The following is an 18,379-nucleotide window of genomic DNA, read 5'->3' as shown; positions in this document are numbered from 1 at the left end:
TAGTTTTGCGCTGTTAGGGAAACATTCCTGCTCTTTCGGCGTTACTGAAATAAGCGGATGGCGGATGGCGGATAACGGACAGCGCATTGCCATGCAGACGCTTCTAAAATTCCTCAGCCTCATCGTTCTCATCGCTTTTGGCGCCGCGTCCGCGACCGGTGCGCTCGCGCAAGAGCAAAAACGTCTCGCCTTCGTCATCGGCAACGGCGCCTATCAGTCCGGCGAGCTCGCGACTGCCGCCAATGACGCCGGCCTGATCGCGCAGACCCTGCAGGCGGCAGGGTTCGACGTCGTCGGCGCGCGCGATGTCGATCAGGACTCGCTGCGCGGCGCGCTGCGCGATTTTCTCGGCAAGGTTTCCGCCGCCGGTCCCGACGCGGTCGTCTTCGTCTATCTTGCCGGCCACGGCGTGCAGTTCGAGGGGGAGAACTACTTTCTTCCGGTCGATGCCCAGATCGCCAGTCCCGCCGACGTGCCGCTTCAGGCAATGCGGCTCTCCGATGTCACCCGGTCGTTGGCCGGATTGCCGACGAAGGTAAACATCGTCGTGCTCGACGCGGCGCGGCCTGATGCCTTGCCCAAGATGAACCAGCCCCTGGCCGGTGGTCTCGCGCTTGTCGATCCCGACCCGAACATGCTGATTGCGTTCAACGCGGCTCCGGGAACGGTCGCGCCGGAAGGCAAGGGCCCTTACGGCGCCTATGCTCAGGCGCTCGCCGAAATGATACGCGAGGGCGGGTTGTCGCTTGACGAGGTGTTCGACCGCACGCGGCTGCGCGTCAACGAGATGACGCAAGGCGCGGAAGTTCCGTGGCATGCCTCGAAGATCACCGCGCCTTTCGTCTTCTTCGACCGTGCCGCGGACGCGCCCGCGCCCAAGGTTTCGGAGGCCGAATCCCGCTCCAATCGGACCAGGGCGATCCAGGATTTCGACGCTCGAGACGCTTATATCGCGGCTCTCGACCGCGACACGATGCGCGGCTACGAGGATTTCCTCGTCGCCTATCCACATGATCCGATGGCTGAGCGCGTGCGCGCCATTGTCGCTGCGCGGCGCGAGGCGATCACCTGGCGCGAGACCTGGCTGCAGGACACGCCGGAGGCCTATTGGTCGTATCTGCAGCGCTATCCGCGTGGCCCGCATGCCTGGGACGCGCGACGGCGGCTCGAACATTTCGACGCTGCCCTGGAGCCGCCGGAGGAGTTCACCGTCTATGAGTATGATTTGCCGCCGCCGCCGGAGGAGGAAGTCATCTATATCGACCGTCCGGTGCTCTATTTCGACGATCCCGATTTCGATTTCGAACCGCCGCCGCCGGTCACGGTGATCTTCCTGCCGCCGCCGCCGCCGGATTTCATCGTGCTTCCGCCACCTCCGCCGCCGGTCGACGTCTTCATCCTGCCGACGCCGGTCTTCGTGCCGATCCCCGTATTCATCAACCCGCCGCGCCACGTCGTGCCGCCGCCGAACGCCATCATCTTCAAAAACATCCACAACACGACCGTCATCAACACCATCAACACCACGATCAAAAACGAGACCGTCAATCGGGCCGCGCAGCCGAGCGCCGGTGTTCAGCTTGACCGCCGTACAGCCCGGAAAACGATGGAAGGCGCCGTTGGTGGCCGCGCCGATGCGCTGGCGGCCAAGGTTCCCCTGCCGCCGCTTCTGCAGAAGAGGGCGGCCAAGTTCCGTCAGGCCACATCCAATCAGCAGCAACAGGGCGCCCTGCCGCCGAAGCCTGGTCAGCGTGTTATCCAGCGCCAGCAGCCTGACACCTCGCCGGAGACCTCGTCCAGAACCGGCAAGCTCTCAACCGATCACGCTTTGCCTGGAGCCGATGGCAAGAGGCTGCCGCTGGTCAACGGCAAGCCGGCGCCCGACGGCCAGAACTTGCGCGGCAACAAGTTGAAGAGGCAACCCGGCAGGCAAGGCGTCTCGGGCGGCAACCAAGAGGCGATCGGAAATGCCGGTCCTGACCGGACCGGGAAGCAGGACACAGATCGGAAGAGGGGTAAAAAGCTCCGCAACCTGCCCGCCGTCAACGGCATGCCGGCCGACAACGGGCAGAGCGCGCGGGAGAAGTTCAGGCAGAACAGTCCCAAGGCTTTATCCGAACGGAGCGGTGGCAAGCCGAGGAAGCTGACGCGGAAGGATTTGTCCGCAGGCCAATCCGTGGTCGAACCGAACGATCAAGGTTCGGCCGCCGCGAGCGACAAGGGCAGGAAGGTTCGCAAGCTGCCTACCGTCAACCGGATGCCGGCCGAGAACCGGCCGAGCGTGGGCGAGCGGCTCAGAAAGAACAATCCCGACGTGTTCTCCGGTGACAACCAGGGCTCGGCCAAGAGCAAGAAGTTCCGCAGACTGCCGAGCGTTAGTGCTGGGCCAACCGACAATGGACCGGCCGTGCAGAAGCGGCTCAGGAGGAACAATCCGACCGTGTTCTCCGACGAGAATCAGGGCTCGGCCAGCGGGAACGACAGACGCAGGACGGTGCGCCGGCTGCAGAACGAAGAAGGTTCCGCCGGCCGGGATGTCACCGTCCAGCGCAACTTCAAGGTCAACAGGCCGAACCAGAATGCGCAGCGCCAGTTCAGGCAGGAAAGGCCTAACGAGCAAGTGCTGCGGCGGCAGAGATCGGAGCCTCGCTCGGAATTGCGTTCGCAGCCGAGGCCGCAGATGCAAGAGCGGAGTGTCCCCCGGGAGAAGCCGCAGCGCAAGAAGAAGCTCTCTTGCGGACAGCAGGGCGAGCCGGCCTGCAACCAGTAGGCCGGCGCGTACCTCTGCGAGCCGATTTTTCGGCCATGAACGTGGAAGGCAGAGGCGCCGGTCCGCGCGTATCAATCGTCAGAAACGGAATGCCTCGGCTGTCGAGGCCGCTCGGTTGAGCCTGGCGGCATCCGTCAGGTTTTCGGCGTGCCGCCGCGCTGATTGATCGATACCCAAATATTCGGGTTCTGCTGCGACTGGCGCTTCAGGAAATAATAGCCGGTCGCGTTCCAGGGCCGGACTTCGTCGACCAGATTGTCGAGCACGAGATCGCCCTTGTCGGTCTTCACGGTCAGGATGGTGTGACCTTCGTTGTTCAGGTCGCGCACCACCGTCATCAGCAGCGCCTGGCGGGGAAATCCCGCTTCCATGAGAAGCTTGCGCTTGTAGAGCGCGTAGATCTTGCAGTCGCCCTTGCCGTCCACCGGATAGTCCCAGTGGTCCATCATCGTGCCCCAGTGATCATAGTTGCTGACGGGCTTGATGGCGCGGTTCGCCTTCTGGTTTATGCGCTTGAGGGTTCGCATGTTCTGTGCGGTCAGCTTGACGTTCGCCGGCTGCAGGGCAGGCACTTTGCACTCTTTCGGCCGGCGGTGGCAGAAATCGATCCAGCCATAAGGGACGCTGGTACGTCCTCCAACGGTGGCGGAGCGCAGGTCGACCGGACTCGATGGCCGCTTGAACAATGTCGACTGCGCCGCCGCCGTGTCGACGCAAAGCGACGTCACACCGATCAATGAGCAAAGGCCAAGGAGGAATGAAGAGGTCAGGACGCCAGGGGAACGCAGCACTGCCAACACCACCGCAACGAGAAGACTGCTGATAGTTAAGTCGGAAGCGTCGGCCAAAGCAATTGAACAATTAATAATCTGCTAACACGATTGTGTTCGCGCTCCGGCGGGTAGCTAGGTGTGAGCTTTCCGGCCGGATCGAGGTGACCGTTCAGGATGGTCGTTCGTCAGGTATCTGACGACAAGGTTGGGATCAATTGCGAGCATGGCGCCGCCGCGCTTCGGCAAAGACACTCGCGTTCATCTCTTCAAGCGCCTTCGGCTTGCCGCGGTGCGGCAGCAGGCCAACACGTCTTCCGGTCGCGTCGGGGTGAAGGCCGGCACTTGCTTCAGAAGAACACCGTCTGGTGTGTCTTCGACCTGCAGACGTGTGCCCGCACCCCAGTCCCTCCGTTTCCGGATCGCGCTGGGGAGGATCACTTGTCCCTTGGTCGAGACGGTGGTTATGAGTTTTTCGGCACCAGCCATCGCAAGCTTACCCCATGTAAGACACAGGTAAGATAGTCAAGCGGCGGAGTGCTATTCAAACCTGCCGGATTGAGCGTGCTCAAACCCTGGTGCCGCCCACCGTCATCTGGTTCATCCTCAGATGCGGCTGGCCGACCCCGACCGGCACGCCCTGTCCGGCCTTGCCGCACATGCCGATGCCGTTGTCGAGTTTCATGTCATTGCCGACCATGGTGACGCGGTGCATGGCGTCGGGCCCGTTGCCGATCAGCATTGCGCCCTTGATCGGCTGCGTCACCTTGCCGTCCTCGATCATGTAGGCCTCGGTGCAGCCGAACACGAACTTGCCTGAGGTGATGTCGACCTGGCCGCCGCCGAAAGAGACGGCATAGATGCCGTTCTTGACCGAGGCGATGATCTCTTCCGGCGCGGTATCGCCCGAGGTCATGTAGGTGTTGGTCATGCGCGGCATCGGCTGGTGGGCATAGCCTTCGCGCCGGCCGTTGCCGGTCGCCTTCATGCCCATCAGCCGCGCATTCTGGCGGTCCTGCATGTAGCCGACCAGCTTGCCGTCCTCGATCAGCACATTGCGCGCCGAAGGCATGCCTTCGTCGTCCACGGTAAGCGAGCCGCGCCGCTCGGCGATGGTGCCGTCATCGACGACGGTGACGCCCTTTGCCGCTACTTGGCTGCCCATCAGGCCGGCGAAGGCGGATGTTTTCTTGCGGTTGAAGTCGCCCTCGAGGCCATGGCCGACAGCCTCGTGCAGCATCACGCCCGGCCAGCCGCTGGAAAGCACGATGTCGAATGTGCCTGCCGGCGCCGGAACGGCCTCCAGATTGACCAGCGCCTGTCGCAGCGCCTCGCGCGCGGCGTGCTTCCAACTCTCCTCGGTGAGGAACTCGCCAAAGCTCTTGCGGCCGCCCATTCCGTAGGAGCCGCTCTCCTGGCGGTCGCCATCGCCGACCACCACCGAGACGTTCATCCTGACCAGCGGGCGGATATCGCGCACCACCTGGCCGTCGCCGCGCACGATCTCGACATGCTGCCACGAGGCGGCGAGCGAAGCCGTCACCTGGCGCACGCGCGGATCGGCGGCGCGCAGCCAGGCGTCGATCTCCTGCAACAGCTTCGCCTTAGCCTCGAAACTGGGCGAGGGGATGGGATTCTCGTCGCCGTAAAGGTGGCGATTGGTGCGCGCGGGCGCTGCGGCAAGCGTTCCGGAATAGCCGCCCTTGACCGCGGAGACGGCATCGGCGGCGCGCAGCAGCGAGGCTTCCGACAGGTCGCTCGAATGGGCATAGCCGCTCGCCTCGCCGGCGACGGCGCGCAGCCCGAAACCCTGGTCGGTGTTGAAATTCGCCGTCTTCAGCCGGCCGTTGTCGAACATCAGCGCTTCGTTCTCGCTGTATTCGAGGAACAACTCGCCGTCGTCGGCGCCCTTGATGGTATCGGCGACGATCTCTTTGACGCGGTCGTCGGAAATGTCGAATTGGCCGATCAGGCTGTTCATGGCAGGGCTGTCCGCTGGCGGTTTCGCATTCCCCCGATGTAGGGGCGAAGTGAGGTCAAGACAATCGCCGGCCTTCACACGCGATCGTCATCGCCCCGAGCCGACTGGCGGCCGCGTTGCCGCCGCTGGACTTAGGGCAGAGCCGAGAAGCCTTCGGCGAATCCCTTCAGATCGACCGGAATGCCGATGCCTTCCTCCGGCGTCTGGAACACGATGAAGGTGGCCGACGTGCCGTTCTTCAGCGTGTCGAGCAGTGGCTTCTCGAGGATCACTTCCGCGTAGCAGCCGTCCTGGAAGCAGCGCACGAAATAGGCGCGGCCGATGTCCTTGCCGTCGACATTGAGGCCGAGCCCGTTGGGCAGGAGCACGCCGAGCGGTGCCAGCACCCGCAGGATCTCCGCCTTGTTGTCGGCGGTGCGCAGCACCACCACGGAAAGCCCCATCTCCGGACGGTCCTCGGCGACGACGTTCTGCATCATCACGCATTGCTCGGAGGTTGCGCCGGCCGGCGTGTCGCAGATGATCGACCACGCGCCATGCGTCGACTTGACCGTGCCGCTGGGCGGCGCCGCGGTCTGCGGCGGCGCGGCGTTCGCCACGCTGGCGCTAAGCGAGGCGGCAAGGAAGATAACCTTCGCCAGGGGTCTCGAAAGCCAGGAAGTCATAACGGCTCCATTGCGAATCACGGCACTTTAAGCTGCGCCAAGGCCAAGTAAAGGACGAGACCGTCGCCAGCCCGCCCAGATACCGGCAATTACGCGCTTTTCCAGAGCAAATTCGCCCGAATTGCGACCACCCGGCGCGGGGGCGGCGATGGTCAGGGATGCCCTTCGGGCTGCGCGCAAAAATGCCGCACGGTTTCGCCCGCTCCTTCCTTGCGGAGGGAAATAGAGTATGGTTTGAACCACCTTAGGGACAGACCGGGATTCCCCATCCCGGCGTCGTTCGTTATTGGTGCGATCCGATTGCAGGAAGTGGGAGACGAGAGGGCGATGAGAAAATTCATGGCAAGCGCCAGACTTCTGGCAGGTGCTGCGGCCGCGGGCACGCTCCTCTCCAGCGCATCCGCCTATGCGGATCAGCCGCGGCCATGGGAAACCGCCTTCCAGGCGCCTGCGACCGACATGATGCGGCAAATCGAATGGTTCGGAAACTACACCTTCGTATTCATCGTGGTCATCACCCTGCTGGTGCTGGTCCTGCTCGCCTATGTCATCCTGCGGTTCCGCGCGAGCGCCAACCCGGTTCCTTCCCGGACCAGCCACAACACGCTGATCGAGGTGATCTGGACCGTCGGCCCGGTCATCGTGCTGCTGCTCATCGCCATCCCCTCGTTCCAACTGCTCACCGCGCAGTATACCCCGCCGGAAGAAGCCAAGCTGACCGTCAAGGCGACCGGCAACCAGTGGAATTGGGACTACGAATACCAGGTCGACAAGAGCTTCTCCTTCAACTCGGCGATCCTTCAGGACGGTGACCGCGCCAAGGCCGGCAAGGAAGACCGCAACCTCTATCCGCGCCTGCTCGCCGTCGACAATGAGCTGGTGGTGCCGGTCAACACCATGACTCGCGTGCTGATCACCGCCACCGACGTCATCCATTCCTTCGCGGTGCCGTCCTTCGGCATCAAGATGGACGCCGTGCCCGGCCGCACCAACGAGACCTGGTTCAAGGCGGAGAAGGAAGGCCTCTATTACGGCCAGTGCTCGCAGCTCTGCGGCAAGGATCACGCCTTTATGCCGATCGCGGTTCGCGTCGTCTCCGACGCGCAGTTCAAGACCTGGCTGGAGACGGCCAAGACCGACGTGCCCGCCGCCAACAAGGCGCTGATGGCCGAGATCGATGGTACCAACAAGGTAGCGGCCGCCGGCAACTGACGCCGCGGGTTAGCAAGAATTAGGGAACGGAGCGGAATATGGCAGAGGCTGCAGCTCACGACCACCACGACCACAGGCCGCATGGCTGGGTCCGCTGGGTCTACTCGACCAACCACAAGGACATCGGCACGCTCTACCTGATCTTCGCGATCATGGCCGGGATTATCGGCGGCGCGCTTTCGGTCGCCATCCGCATGGAGCTGCAGGAGCCGGGCATCCAGATCTTCAGCGGTCTGGCGCAGATGGTCTACGGCATGCAGGGTGATGCCGCCATCGACGGCGGCAAGAGCATGTACAATGCCTTCGGCGCCGCGCACGGCCTGATCATGATCTTCTTCATGGTGATGCCGGCGCTCATCGGCGGCTTCGCCAACTGGATGGTGCCGATCATGATCGGCGCGCCGGACATGGCCTTCCCGCGCATGAACAACATCTCCTTCTGGCTGCTGCCGCCGGCCTTCCTCCTGCTGCTCGGCTCGATGTTCGTACCGAGCGCGCCCGGCGCCTTCGGCGTCGGCGGCGGCTGGACGATCTATCCGCCGCTCTCGACATCCGGCCAGCCGGGCCCCGCGATGGACCTTGCGATTCTGTCGCTCCACATCGCCGGCGCCTCGTCGATTCTCGGTGCGATCAATTTCATCACCACCATCTTCAACATGCGCGCGCCTGGCATGACCATGCACAAGATGCCGCTGTTCGCCTGGGCGGTGCTGATCACGGCCTTCCTGCTGCTCTTGTCGCTGCCGGTTCTGGCGGGCGCCATCACCATGCTGCTCACCGATCGCAACTTCGGCACCGCCTTCTTCGTGCCGGACCAGGGCGGCGACCCGCTGCTCTTTCAGCACCTGTTCTGGTTCTTTGGCCATCCCGAGGTGTACATCCTGATCCTGCCGGGCTTCGGCATCGTTAGCCACATCGTCTCGACCTTCTCGAAGAAGCCGGTCTTCGGCTATCTCGGCATGGCCTACGCCATGGTCGCGATCGGCGCCGTCGGCTTCATCGTCTGGGCGCACCACATGTACACGACCGGCCTGTCGCTCGACACGCAGCGCTATTTCGTGTTCGCCACCATGGTCATCGCGGTTCCGACGGGCGTGAAGATCTTCTCCTGGATCGCCACGATGTGGGGCGGCTCGATCTCCTTCAAGCCGCCGATGCTGTGGGCGCTGGGCTTCATCTTCCTGTTCACGATCGGTGGCGTCACCGGCGTTCAGCTGGCAAATGCCGGCCTCGACCGCTCGCTGCACGACACCTATTTCGTGATCGCCCATTTCCACTACGTGCTGTCGCTGGGCGCCGTGTTCGCCATCTTCGCCGGCTGGTACTACTGGTTCCCGAAGATGACCGGCTACATGTACTCGCCGGTGATCGCCAACACCCACTTCTGGGTCACCTTCGTCGGCGTCAACCTGATCTTCTTCCCGCAGCACTTCCTCGGCCTTGCCGGGATGCCGCGCCGCACTGTCGACTATCCGGATGCGTTTGCCGGCTGGAACATGATCTCGTCCTACGGCTCCTACATCGCCGCCGTCGGCGTTGCGATCTTCCTCTATGGCGTGTTCGAGGCCTTCCAGAAGAAGCGCGTCGCGGGCGCCAATCCGTGGGGCGAGGGTGCCACCACGCTCGAATGGCAGCTGCCGTCGCCGCCGCCGTTCCACCAGTGGGAACAGCTGCCGAAGATCAAGTAAGGCCGCAGATACAGGACCGCCTGCTCGCCCGGCGGTCTTGGCCAACGGAATGATGGACTTTAAGTACGCATGGCCCTTGCCGACCACAAATTGATGGAGGAAGTTGGCTTTCGCATGTCGGAAGCCACCGCGGGCGATTTCTTCGCCCTCCTCAAGCCGCGCGTGATGTCGCTGGTCGTCTTCACGGCCTTTGTCGGCATGGTCGCCGCGCCGGTCGCCATCAATCCGCTGCTGGCGGTGATCGCGATCCTGGCGATTGCCATCGGCGCCGGCGCCTCGGGCGCGCTCAACATGTGGTACGACGCCGATATCGACGCGGTGATGACCAGGACAGCGAGCCGTCCGGTGCCGGCCGGGCGCGTCACGCCGGGTGAGGCGCTGAGCTTCGGGCTCGTGCTCTCCGCGCTGTCGGTGATGACGCTGGGCGTGCTCATCAACTGGCTGTCGGCGGCGCTTCTTGCCTTCACCATCTTCTTCTACGCCGTGATCTACACGATGTGGCTGAAGCGCTGGACGCCGCAGAACATCGTCATCGGCGGCGCCGCCGGCGCCATCCCGCCGGTGATCGGCTGGGCGGCGGTGACCGGATCGGTCAGCCTCGAAAGCCTGATTCTTTTCCTGATCATTTTCCTGTGGACGCCGCCGCATTTCTGGGCGTTGGCGCTGTTCAAGTCGGACGACTACGCCCGCGCCGGCATCCCGATGATGCCGAACGTCGCCGGACACGCCTCGACCCGCCGCCAGATCTTTGCCTACGCGCTAGTCCTGGCGCCGGTCGGCGTGTTGCCATGGCTGCTCGGCTACACCACCGCCGCCTATGGCGCGGTTTCCGTCCTGCTCGGCCTGGGCTTCGTCTGGTATGCCTGGAAGGTGCTGGGCATGAGCGATGCCGACCGCGCGATGAAGCCGGCCAAGACGCTGTTCGGCTATTCGCTGCTCTATCTCTTCGCAATCTTTGCCGCCTATCTCGTCGACAGCGTGGTCGGGCGTGCCCTCGTCATGGGGGGAGCATGACCGTGGCCGACAAGAACCTCGAACTGGTCACCTTGACCGAACGCCAGCGGAAGGCGCGGCGCAGCCGCTCCGTTGCCATCGGCGTCGCGCTGGCCGCGCTCGTCATCATCTTCTACATCGCCACCATCGTGCGCTTCGGCCACCATGCCTCCGGCCTGATACCGACGAATTTGATGTGAGGCGGCGATGAGCGGCGAGACCGGACCCATCGGGAAGAACAGCAACCGCATCGTCGTGGCGGTCTGCCTTGCCTTCTTCACCGGCATGGTCGGCATGGCCTATGCGGCGGTCCCGCTCTACAAGATGTTCTGCCAGGTCACCGGCTATGGCGGCACGACGCAGCGCGCCGAGAAGCAATATGCCGGTCGCGTGCTCGACCGCGGTATCACCATCCGCTTCGACGCCAACACCAACGGCATTCCGTGGCAGTTCGAGCCCGTCGCGCGCTCGGTTACGATCAAGATCGGCGAGACCACGCAGGCGCATTACAGCGCCACCAACAAGTTCGATCGCCCCATCACCGGGCGCGCCTCCTTCAATGTGCAGCCGGAAATGGCCGGCGCCTATTTCAACAAGGTGGAGTGCTTCTGCTTCACCGACACGACGCTCAAGCCCGGTGAGACGCTGGACATGCCGGTCGTGTTCTATGTCGATCCAGACATCGTCAACGTGCCGGAACTGAAGGACTTGAAGACCATCACCCTGTCCTACACCATGTTCCCGGTCGAAAAGAAGCAGCCAATCGCGTCGTCCGCGCCGGCCGCTCGCAGCAGCAACAAAGTTCCAGATTCCGAAGCAAGCCTCGGGGGTTGATATGGCAGACGCGCACGCAAAACCGAACCACGACTACCATCTCGTCAATCCCAGCCCTTGGCCTTTCCTGGGCTCGATCGGCGCATTGGTCACGGCCGTCGGCGGCGTTTGCCTGATGCAGTATCTGAAGGCCGGCAGCTTCCCAATATTCGGCCACAACATCGCCAATCCGTGGCTGTTTTTCATCGGCCTGATCATCGTGCTCTACACGATGTTCGCCTGGTGGTCGGACACCATCAAGGAAGCGCATGAGGGCCACCACACGCGCGTCGTTTCGCTGCACCTGCGCTACGGCATGATCATGTTCATCGCCTCCGAGGTGATGTTCTTCGTCGCCTGGTTCTGGGCCTTCTTCGACGCCAGCCTATTCCCGGGCGAGGCCGCGCAATATGCCCGCACCACCTTCACGGGCGGCGTTTGGCCGCCAAAAGGTCTGGAGGTTCTCGATCCCTTCCACCTGCCGCTCTACAACACCATCATCCTGCTTTTGTCGGGCACGACGGTGACCTGGGCGCACCACTCGCTGCTGCACGGCGACCGCAAGGGCCTGATCAACGGCCTGATCCTGACCGTCGGCCTCGGCATGCTGTTCACCATGGTGCAGGCCTACGAGTACATGCACGCTCCGTTCGGCTTCAAGGACTCGATCTACGGCGCCACCTTCTTCATGGCGACCGGCTTCCACGGCTTCCACGTCATCATCGGCACCATCTTCCTGCTCGTCTGCCTGATCCGGGCGATGCGGGGCGATTTCACCCCGAAGCAGCATTTCGGCTTCGAGGCGGCCGCCTGGTACTGGCATTTCGTCGACGTGGTCTGGCTGTTCCTGTTCACCGCGATCTATGTCTGGGCCTCGAGCGGCGCGGTAATCGAAGCCCACTGAGACCCTTTGGATTGAGTTCACGAGGCGGCTGCGGCGACGTGGCCGCCTTATCTTTTTGACCGAACGGGTCTACGGTGCGGACATGAGCGAAGACAAGGCAATCTGGCCACCCGTCGACCCGATCTCGGCCGGGCTGCGCGGCCACTGCCCGCGCTGCGGCGAGGGCAAGCTGTTTTCCGGCTTTCTCACCGTCGGCAAGCGCTGCTACAGTTGCGGCCTTGACTATTCCTTTGCCGATGCCGGCGACGGTCCGGCGGTCTTCGTCATCCTCATCATCGGCTTCATCGTCGTCGGCCTGGCGCTGTGGATGGAAGTGTCGCTGAGCCCGCCGCTCTGGCTGCATTTCATTTTGTGGATACCGCTGGCGCTGGTGCTGAGCCTGGCGGCGCTGCGCCTGGTCAAGGGCGTGCTGATCACCCTGCAATATTCCAAGAAGGCCGCGGAAGGCAGGCTGGACAGCGGCCAATGAGCGATGCGACCTCCTCGACTGCCGGCGCTTCGCGGCCGCGCTCGGCGCTGCTGCTTGGGATCGGCCTTGTCCTGTTCGCCATTCTCCTCGGCCTCGGCACGTGGCAGGTCCAGCGCTTGCACTGGAAGGAAGGGCTGATCGATACCATCGACAAGCGCACCCATGCGGCACCTTTGCCACTGACCGATGTCGAGAAAGAATTCGCCGCCACAAACGATGTCGACTACACGCCGGTGACTGTAACCGGCACTTTCCTGCACCAGGGCGAGCGCCATTTCTTCGCCACTTGGGAAGGCGACACGGGCTTCAATGTCTACACGCCCCTGCGGCTCGACGACGGCCGTTTCGTGCTCGTCAACCGCGGCTTCGTCCCTTACGATCTCAAGGATCCGGCCAAGCGGAAGCAGGGCGAGGTCGCCGGCACGGTGACGGTGACCGGGCTTGCCCGCAATCCGCTGCCTGAAAAACCCTCGATGATGCTGCCCGACAACGACGTCGCCAAGAACATCTTTTACTGGAAGGACCGCGACGTCATGGCCTCGAGCGCCCGTCTGCCAGCGGGAGCCGTGCTGGTGCCCTTCTTCATCGATGCCGACAAGACTCCTAACCCCGGCGGTCTGCCGGTCGGCGGCGTCACCATCATCGATCTGCCGAACAACCACCTGCAATATGCCGTCACCTGGTATGGCCTTGCCGCCGCCCTTGCCGCGGTGCTGATCCTCAGGCTTCGCCGCCCGGCGAAGGAGGAGTGAGCGCCGCTCTTGACAGGGCAGGGGTGCACGCCTCATTTCGCCTTCAGCTTTCCGACTGAACCGGCCCGTTTTGATGATTGAAAAAAAGCCACCGCTGACGATCAGGCTTTGCCAGCCGCGCGGCTTCTGCGCCGGCGTCGACCGCGCCATTCAGATCGTCGTGCTGGCGCTGAAGAAATACGGCGCGCCGGTCTATGTCCGCCATGAGATCGTGCACAACCGCTACGTCGTCGAGGGGCTGCAGAGCCTGGGCGCGGTGTTCATCGAGGAATTGTCCGAGATCCCACCCGAGCATCGTCAGTCGCCGGTCGTCTTTTCCGCGCATGGGGTGCCGAAATCGGTGCCGGCCGACGCCGAGGCGCGCAACCTGTTCTACCTCGATGCCACCTGTCCGCTGGTGTCGAAGGTGCACAAGCAGGCGATGCGGCACCAGCGGCTCGGCCGCCATGTGCTCCTGATCGGCCATGCCGGCCATCCGGAAGTGATCGGCACGATGGGCCAGTTGCCGGAAGGAGCCGTGACCCTTATCGAGACCGAGGCGGATGCGGCAAGCTTCGTGCCGGCAGACCCGGCGGCGCTTGGCTTTGTCACCCAGACGACGCTGTCGGTCGAGGACACCGCCGGCATCATCCGGGCGCTGCAAGAGCGTTTCCCCGAGCTTCACGCCCCGGCCGCCGAATCCATCTGCTACGCCACTACCAACCGACAGGAGGCGGTGAAGGAGACGGCCGCCGGCGCCGACCTTTTCCTCGTCGTCGGCGCGCCGAACTCGTCCAACTCGCGGCGTCTTGTCGAAGTGGCGGAGCGCGCGGGCGCCGCGATGTCGCTTCTCGTGCAGCGCGCCTCCGAAATTCCGTGGGATGAGATCGGCAGGATTTCGACGCTCGGCCTGTCGGCCGGCGCCTCGGCGCCCGAAATCATCGTCGACGAGATCATCGACGCGTTCCGGCAACGCTTCGACGTCACCATCGATCTGGCCATCACGGCCACGGAAACGGAGGATTTTCCGGTGATGCGGGTGTTGCGCGATGTCGAACTGACGGCGGCCGACATGGCCTTCGTCAACGGAGCCGCGTAAACCCAGATGGCCGTCTACACCGACGTCAACGAAAACGAGCTCAGCGCGTTTCTGAAAGCCTATCCGGTGGGCGAGCTCCTGTCCTACAAGGGCATCGCCGAAGGGACCGAGAACTCGAATTTTCTCGTCCATGCTTCCACCGGTTCCTACATATTGACGCTCTACGAGAAGCGCGTCGACAAGGCCGATCTGCCCTTTTTTCTCGGCCTGATGGGCCATCTCGCGCGAAAAGGCATTTCCTGCCCGCTTCCAGTCACCGCGCATGACGGAACCGTCATCGGCACGCTCGCCGGGCGCCCGGCGGTCATCATCACCTTCCTCGAGGGCCTGTCGCTGAGGCGCCCGACGGCAGCGCATTGCGGCGAGGTCGGCAGGGCGTTGGCCGCGCTCCATCTCGCGGGGCAGGATTTCCCGATGAAGCGGCCGAACGCGCTTGCCATCGACGGCTGGCGCAAGCTCTGGGCGGCGTCGCGCGATCGCGCCGACGAGGTCGAGCCGGGGCTCGCGGCCGAAGTCGACGCGGACTTCCTGGATTTTGGGCGCAACTGGCCGACCCGCCTGCCACAAGGCATCATCCACGCGGATCTCTTCCCGGACAATGTCTTCTTCCTTGGCGAGAAGGTGTCCGGGCTGATCGATTTCTATTTCGCCTGCGACGACCTCTATGCCTATGATGTCGCCACGTGCCTCAACGCCTGGTGCTTCGAGAAGGACTTTTCCTTCAACCTCACCAAAGGGGCCGCGCTGCTTGCCGGCTACCAGTCGGTGAGGCCGCTTGAGGGAGAGGAAAAAGCGGCGCTGCCGATGCTGGCGCGCGGCTCGGCGCTACGCTTCATGCTGACCAGGCTCTATGATTGGCTGACCATTCCCAACGGCGGGCTAGTGATGAAGCGCGATCCGACCGAATATATCCGCCGCATGCGCTTCCACCGGGCGATCAAGTCTCCATCAGAATACGGACTGACATGAACAAGCAAATCGAGATCTTCACCGACGGCGCCTGCTCGGGCAATCCCGGGCCGGGCGGCTGGGGCGCGGTGCTGCGCTATAACGGCGTCACCAAGGAGCTGTCGGGCGGCGAGGCCGAGACCACCAACAACCGCATGGAACTGCTTGCCGCCATCAGCGCGCTCGATGCGCTGAAGGAGCCCTGCACGGTCGATCTCTATACGGACAGCAAATACGTCATGGACGGCATTTCCAAATGGATCCATGGCTGGAAGAAGAACGGCTGGAAGACCGGCGAGAGGAAGCCGGTCAAGAACGGTGAGCTCTGGCAGGCGCTCGACGAGGCCAACAGGCGCCACAAGGTTATCTGGCATTGGGTGAAGGGCCATGCCGGCCACCCGGAGAACGAGCGCGCCGACGAACTGGCAAGGCAAGGCATGGCGCCGTTCAAGCCGAAGCAGGCGCGGCCGGCACCGGTTGCGGCTGCGCCGCAGAAGGCTGGTGCTCCGGCCAGGAAGCCCGCGCCCCGACGCTCGACTCAGAGCTATTGACGCGCCTGACGTTCTCTACCGGATCGCCAGCGCCGTGGAGAACAGGCCGAAGGCGAAGACCGTGTGCGAGACGAGGTTGAGCGCGCGCACCAGCATCGGGTTGGGCGTCCTGGATGCTGCCCAGCCGGCACCCATGCCGGGCGCCAGCAGGAACCAGCCGGCGCCGACGGTGACGATGCCGAGAACGAAGGCCGGCAGGAAGGTCGGCGCCGCCAGCCAGCCCGTTCCCGCCAGCACGACCAGGATCACGCCGTAGAGAATTCCGACGAGATAGTGGAATGCCCAGCCCAGCGCCTTTTCATGCGTATACGGCGCGGCCTGACTGATATCGTCATGGAAGACCTTCTCGGGCAGATGCCGGACCCAGCGGCCGACCATGCCCCAATTCGGCCGCGGCAGCCCGAACGCCTTGTTGAGGATAATCGCCCAGACGTCCATGAAGACCGTGGCGCCGATGCCGATCGCGAGGGCGCGCCAGACAATGTCGAGCATCAGAGCTGCTCGAGGATTTTGGCCGCCCCGCTCTCGTCGACACCTGGCTTGGCTTCGACATTGAGAGCCACGACCTTGCTGTCATCGACGATCATCGAAAAGCGCTTCGAGCGCAGCCCCATGCCGTTCGCGGAAAGGTCATTGTCAAGTCCGACCGACTTGGCGAAGTCTCCGCTGCCGTCGGCGAGATAGAGGATCTTGCCTTCGCCACCGGTGAAACGTGCCCAGGCGCCCATGACATGGACGTCGTTGACCGAGACGACCGCGATAGTGTCGACGCCGCGCGCCACGATGGCGTCGTGGTTCTCGAGATAGCCCGGCAGATGATTGTTGCTGCAGGTTGGCGTGAACGCGCCGGGAACGCCGAACAGCACCACCTTCTTGCCGGCGAAAATCTCGGCGCTGGTCATCGGCTTGGCGCCATCGGCGGTCATCACCTTGAAAATCGCTTCGGGCAGTTTTTCGCCAACCGAAATGGTCATGGTTTCCTCGTTTGGGAGATTGGGAAGGATCTGTGCCTGCGATATCGAACCGGGCCGCATTCCGCAACCGTTCAGAGCAATGCCAGGAAAAGTGCCCAGCGGTTTTCCATCCGCAATTGCGGCTCCACGACGAATTGGCTCAAGGGAAAGGCAGCAATCCGTCCACCGCACCTTCGGCGCTTGTCAGCGTGTAGTAGAGCCCGCCGTCCGTGGGCGTCGCCGACGGCCGGTCGAGGATCGGCACGGTGAAAACAAGCTTGCCGTCCTTCTCGCTGCGCACCGGCGCGCCGAACATATAGTCGCGCTCCCCCGCGATGAAAAAGTCGACGGACTCGGCATCGCCGGGCGAATGCGCCTCGACGATGAGCGTCTCGTGATCGCCGGGCAGCACGCGGATGCCGAAATCAGATCGCGCCGGGCCGGGGAGCGTTGCAAGCGCAGTCTTCACCAGCGCCGCGTCGGTGGCGTTGTTCGGATCGGAAGCAGGATCGAGGCTGAGCCGCGTCTGCACCGGAATGCAGATCGTCTCGCATATGCCGAGAAAGACGTTGGCATCGATCGTCGCCGGCTGGTCGGGCGCCGACAGCGTGAAGGTCACCGGCAGCGATACGGGACGGTCATAGCCGGCCCATTTGCCGTAGCCGTCGTCGTGGCGCTGCGGCGGCGGAAACGACAGCTTTGCATCTGCGATGTTGGTGCTGGCCGAGATGTCGATCTGCGGCGGCACACCGGCGTCGCCGGGATCGCGCCAATAGGTTTTCCAGCCTGGCTTCAGCGCGATGTCGAGCACGCCGTGGATCTTGCCCGCCTCGTCCGGCTTGCCGCTGGTCACCAGCCGCACCTTGCCGCCTTCGCTGTTGTACCAGGCCGAGGATGATGCCTCGGCCGGCTGCCCCGCTGCCAGGCCGACGACGGCGCCGAGCGCCACAATATTCAGGTATCGCATGACCGGTGATTTGATCGCCCGTTCTTGGCCGCGCAATGGTTTCATGTTCCTGCAGGTATCATATTTGCGTGACATCGGGCAGCCTGACCATCTTTTCGGCGCCGCGGAAACGGGTTACCCTCAGCTCCATGGACTTGTTGCGTCACAAAAAGAAGACGGCCGGACGCGGCTTTCTCGACGATCAGTTCCTGATTGCCATGCCCGGCATGAAGGACGACCGCTTCACGCGCTCCGTCATCTATATCTGCGCCCACAGCGACGAGGGCGCTATGGGCCTGATCATCAATCAAACGCAGCAGATGCTGTTCCCCGACCTTCTGGTGCAGCTTGGCATCGTGAACGAGCAGGAAGCAATCCGCTTGCCGGCGCATGCCCGCGATTTCGTCGTGCGCAATGGCGGGCCCGTCGACCGCAGCCGCGGCTTTGTGCTGCATTCCGGCGACTATCGCGTGGAATCTTCGCTCAACGTCTCCGACGACATCTGCCTGACCGCCACGGTCGACATCCTGCGCGCCATCTCGACGGGTCGCGGCCCGCGTCATGCGCTGATGGCGCTCGGCTATTCCGGCTGGGGCGCCGGCCAGCTCGAAAGCGAGATCGCCGAGAATGGCTGGCTGACCTGCCCGGCGACGCCTGAGCTGCTCTTCGACGCCGACATCGAGCGCAAATACGATCGCATCCTTGCCTCGATCGGCATCGATCTCGCCCATTTGAGCGCCGCCGCGGGGCACGCTTAAACGCCTTTGCTGCGGGATCAGTCGAACCCCGCCTTGGCTTCGTCATCACCTCCGAGGAATGGCGGCGCTCTGAGCGTTTAGGGTGATAACGAAGTTGGAAGGTCGCCGCAGTTCGTAAGCGCCGAAGC

Annotated in this window: 19 protein-coding genes and 1 pseudogene; 13 read left to right on the top strand and 7 right to left on the bottom strand. The window is 63.6% G+C overall.

Translation table 11 applies throughout. From position 1 onward, the window contains the following. Positions 1–64 precede the first annotated feature (64 nt). Entirely contained in the window at positions 65–2,770 is a 2,706-nt protein-coding gene (locus CK222_RS10500; protein ID WP_245432998.1) for a caspase domain-containing protein, read from the top strand. 134 nt (positions 2,771–2,904) lie between these two features. Here CK222_RS10500 and CK222_RS10495 read toward each other — a convergent pair whose 3' ends face one another. The 4 genes and pseudogenes from CK222_RS10495 to CK222_RS10480 form a co-directional block, all read right to left on the bottom strand. Then, entirely contained in the window at positions 2,905–3,507 is a 603-nt protein-coding gene (locus tag CK222_RS10495) for a transglutaminase-like cysteine peptidase (RefSeq protein WP_082954009.1), read from the bottom strand. A gap of 247 nt (positions 3,508–3,754) precedes the next feature. Beyond that, positions 3,755–4,029: pseudogene (locus CK222_RS10490) on the bottom strand (AbrB/MazE/SpoVT family DNA-binding domain-containing protein). A 79-nt stretch (positions 4,030–4,108) separates the two neighbouring features. Then, on the bottom strand, positions 4,109–5,521 hold the full coding sequence (tldD, locus tag CK222_RS10485) for a metalloprotease TldD (RefSeq protein WP_095800297.1): 1,413 nt from the start codon (positions 5,519–5,521) through the stop codon (positions 4,109–4,111). A 131-nt stretch (positions 5,522–5,652) separates the two neighbouring features. Beyond that, the gene (locus tag CK222_RS10480) at positions 5,653–6,186 is read right to left on the bottom strand and encodes an invasion associated locus B family protein (RefSeq protein ID WP_066998026.1); all 534 of its coding nucleotides are present in this window, start codon (positions 6,184–6,186) and stop codon (positions 5,653–5,655) included. 339 nt (positions 6,187–6,525) lie between these two features. Here CK222_RS10480 and coxB point away from each other — a divergent pair, with 339 nt between their 5' ends. From coxB to rnhA, 11 genes are all read left to right on the top strand, one after another. After that, complete coding sequence (gene coxB, locus CK222_RS10475) at positions 6,526–7,398, top strand: cytochrome c oxidase subunit II (protein ID WP_245299655.1); 873 nt, start codon at positions 6,526–6,528, stop codon at positions 7,396–7,398. A gap of 38 nt (positions 7,399–7,436) precedes the next feature. Further along, positions 7,437–9,086 carry a cytochrome c oxidase subunit I gene (gene ctaD, locus CK222_RS10470; protein ID WP_066998019.1) on the top strand — a complete coding sequence of 550 codons (1,650 nt, stop codon included), beginning with the start codon at positions 7,437–7,439 and terminating at the stop codon, positions 9,084–9,086. Between the two features lie 69 nt (positions 9,087–9,155). Continuing rightward, positions 9,156–10,100 (top strand): heme o synthase, encoded by a 945-nt coding sequence (locus CK222_RS10465; RefSeq protein WP_095800296.1) that lies wholly within the window; start codon positions 9,156–9,158, stop codon positions 10,098–10,100. Then, positions 10,097–10,279 carry a hypothetical protein gene (locus CK222_RS10460; protein WP_067327855.1) on the top strand — a complete coding sequence of 61 codons (183 nt, stop codon included), beginning with the start codon at positions 10,097–10,099 and terminating at the stop codon, positions 10,277–10,279. Before CK222_RS10465 ends, CK222_RS10460 begins: the two co-directional genes overlap by 4 nt. Before the next feature lie 7 nt (positions 10,280–10,286). Next, complete coding sequence (locus CK222_RS10455; protein WP_095800295.1) at positions 10,287–10,913, top strand: cytochrome c oxidase assembly protein; 627 nt, start codon at positions 10,287–10,289, stop codon at positions 10,911–10,913. A gap of 1 nt (position 10,914) precedes the next feature. After that, positions 10,915–11,796 (top strand): cytochrome c oxidase subunit 3, encoded by an 882-nt coding sequence (locus tag CK222_RS10450; RefSeq protein ID WP_066998007.1) that lies wholly within the window; start codon positions 10,915–10,917, stop codon positions 11,794–11,796. Between the two features lie 82 nt (positions 11,797–11,878). Then, positions 11,879–12,265, top strand: a complete 387-nt coding sequence (locus CK222_RS10445; RefSeq protein WP_095800294.1) for a DUF983 domain-containing protein — start codon at positions 11,879–11,881, stop codon at positions 12,263–12,265. Next, the gene (locus tag CK222_RS10440) at positions 12,262–13,017 is read left to right on the top strand and encodes an SURF1 family protein (protein ID WP_176477611.1); all 756 of its coding nucleotides are present in this window, start codon (positions 12,262–12,264) and stop codon (positions 13,015–13,017) included. Before CK222_RS10445 ends, CK222_RS10440 begins: the two co-directional genes overlap by 4 nt. A 73-nt stretch (positions 13,018–13,090) precedes the next feature. Continuing rightward, positions 13,091–14,095 (top strand): 4-hydroxy-3-methylbut-2-enyl diphosphate reductase, encoded by a 1,005-nt coding sequence (gene ispH / locus CK222_RS10435; protein ID WP_067327859.1) that lies wholly within the window; start codon positions 13,091–13,093, stop codon positions 14,093–14,095. A gap of 6 nt (positions 14,096–14,101) precedes the next feature. After that, complete coding sequence (locus CK222_RS10430) at positions 14,102–15,064, top strand: homoserine kinase (protein ID WP_095800293.1); 963 nt, start codon at positions 14,102–14,104, stop codon at positions 15,062–15,064. Then, positions 15,061–15,594: a ribonuclease HI gene (gene rnhA / locus CK222_RS10425; RefSeq protein WP_067327861.1), complete on the top strand. Its 534-nt coding sequence runs from the start codon at positions 15,061–15,063 to the stop codon at positions 15,592–15,594. Before CK222_RS10430 ends, rnhA begins: the two co-directional genes overlap by 4 nt. 15 nt (positions 15,595–15,609) lie before the next feature. Here rnhA and CK222_RS10420 read toward each other — a convergent pair whose 3' ends face one another. The 3 genes from CK222_RS10420 to CK222_RS10410 form a co-directional block, all read right to left on the bottom strand. After that, positions 15,610–16,086 carry a DUF2938 domain-containing protein gene (locus CK222_RS10420; RefSeq protein ID WP_095800292.1) on the bottom strand — a complete coding sequence of 159 codons (477 nt, stop codon included), beginning with the start codon at positions 16,084–16,086 and terminating at the stop codon, positions 15,610–15,612. Further along, complete coding sequence (locus tag CK222_RS10415) at positions 16,086–16,568, bottom strand: peroxiredoxin (RefSeq protein ID WP_095800347.1); 483 nt, start codon at positions 16,566–16,568, stop codon at positions 16,086–16,088. Before CK222_RS10415 ends, CK222_RS10420 begins: the two co-directional genes overlap by 1 nt. A gap of 139 nt (positions 16,569–16,707) precedes the next feature. Beyond that, the gene (locus CK222_RS10410; RefSeq protein WP_095800291.1) at positions 16,708–17,514 is read right to left on the bottom strand and encodes a protein-disulfide reductase DsbD domain-containing protein; all 807 of its coding nucleotides are present in this window, start codon (positions 17,512–17,514) and stop codon (positions 16,708–16,710) included. Between the two features lie 128 nt (positions 17,515–17,642). Here CK222_RS10410 and CK222_RS10405 point away from each other — a divergent pair, with 128 nt between their 5' ends. Beyond that, positions 17,643–18,251: a YqgE/AlgH family protein gene (locus tag CK222_RS10405; protein WP_066997984.1), complete on the top strand. Its 609-nt coding sequence runs from the start codon at positions 17,643–17,645 to the stop codon at positions 18,249–18,251. The last annotated feature ends 128 nt before the right edge of the window (positions 18,252–18,379 follow it).

This window comes from Mesorhizobium sp. WSM3866 (assembly GCF_002294795.1).
Lineage (GTDB): Bacteria > Pseudomonadota > Alphaproteobacteria > Rhizobiales > Rhizobiaceae > Mesorhizobium.
Note: the sequence above shows the minus strand (reverse complement) of the source record. Positions and strands in the feature narration are given on the sequence as shown.

Bases quoted from the DNA above. Each gene is read 5' to 3' on its own strand.
- coxB (WP_245299655.1), top strand. From the start codon at position 6,526: ATGGCAAGCGCCAGACTTCTGGCAGGTGCTGCGGCCGCGGGCACGCTC.
- CK222_RS10465 (WP_095800296.1), top strand. From the start codon at position 9,156: ATGGCCCTTGCCGACCACAAATTGATGGAGGAAGTTGGCTTTCGCATG.
- ctaD (WP_066998019.1), top strand. From the start codon at position 7,437: ATGGCAGAGGCTGCAGCTCACGACCACCACGACCACAGGCCGCATGGC.
- rnhA (WP_067327861.1), top strand. From the start codon at position 15,061: ATGAACAAGCAAATCGAGATCTTCACCGACGGCGCCTGCTCGGGCAAT.
- CK222_RS10455 (WP_095800295.1), top strand. From the start codon at position 10,287: ATGAGCGGCGAGACCGGACCCATCGGGAAGAACAGCAACCGCATCGTC.
- CK222_RS10405 (WP_066997984.1), top strand. From the start codon at position 17,643: ATGGACTTGTTGCGTCACAAAAAGAAGACGGCCGGACGCGGCTTTCTC.
- CK222_RS10500 (WP_245432998.1), top strand. From the start codon at position 65: ATGGCGGATAACGGACAGCGCATTGCCATGCAGACGCTTCTAAAATTC.
- CK222_RS10445 (WP_095800294.1), top strand. From the start codon at position 11,879: ATGAGCGAAGACAAGGCAATCTGGCCACCCGTCGACCCGATCTCGGCC.
- CK222_RS10420 (WP_095800292.1), bottom strand. From the start codon at position 16,086: ATGCTCGACATTGTCTGGCGCGCCCTCGCGATCGGCATCGGCGCCACG.
- CK222_RS10430 (WP_095800293.1), top strand. From the start codon at position 14,102: ATGGCCGTCTACACCGACGTCAACGAAAACGAGCTCAGCGCGTTTCTG.
- tldD (WP_095800297.1), bottom strand. From the start codon at position 5,521: ATGAACAGCCTGATCGGCCAATTCGACATTTCCGACGACCGCGTCAAA.
- CK222_RS10480 (WP_066998026.1), bottom strand. From the start codon at position 6,186: ATGACTTCCTGGCTTTCGAGACCCCTGGCGAAGGTTATCTTCCTTGCC.
- CK222_RS10415 (WP_095800347.1), bottom strand. From the start codon at position 16,568: ATGACCATTTCGGTTGGCGAAAAACTGCCCGAAGCGATTTTCAAGGTG.
- CK222_RS10410 (WP_095800291.1), bottom strand. From the start codon at position 17,514: ATGCGATACCTGAATATTGTGGCGCTCGGCGCCGTCGTCGGCCTGGCA.
- ispH (WP_067327859.1), top strand. From the start codon at position 13,091: ATGATTGAAAAAAAGCCACCGCTGACGATCAGGCTTTGCCAGCCGCGC.
- CK222_RS10450 (WP_066998007.1), top strand. From the start codon at position 10,915: ATGGCAGACGCGCACGCAAAACCGAACCACGACTACCATCTCGTCAAT.
- CK222_RS10460 (WP_067327855.1), top strand. From the start codon at position 10,097: ATGACCGTGGCCGACAAGAACCTCGAACTGGTCACCTTGACCGAACGC.
- CK222_RS10440 (WP_176477611.1), top strand. From the start codon at position 12,262: ATGAGCGATGCGACCTCCTCGACTGCCGGCGCTTCGCGGCCGCGCTCG.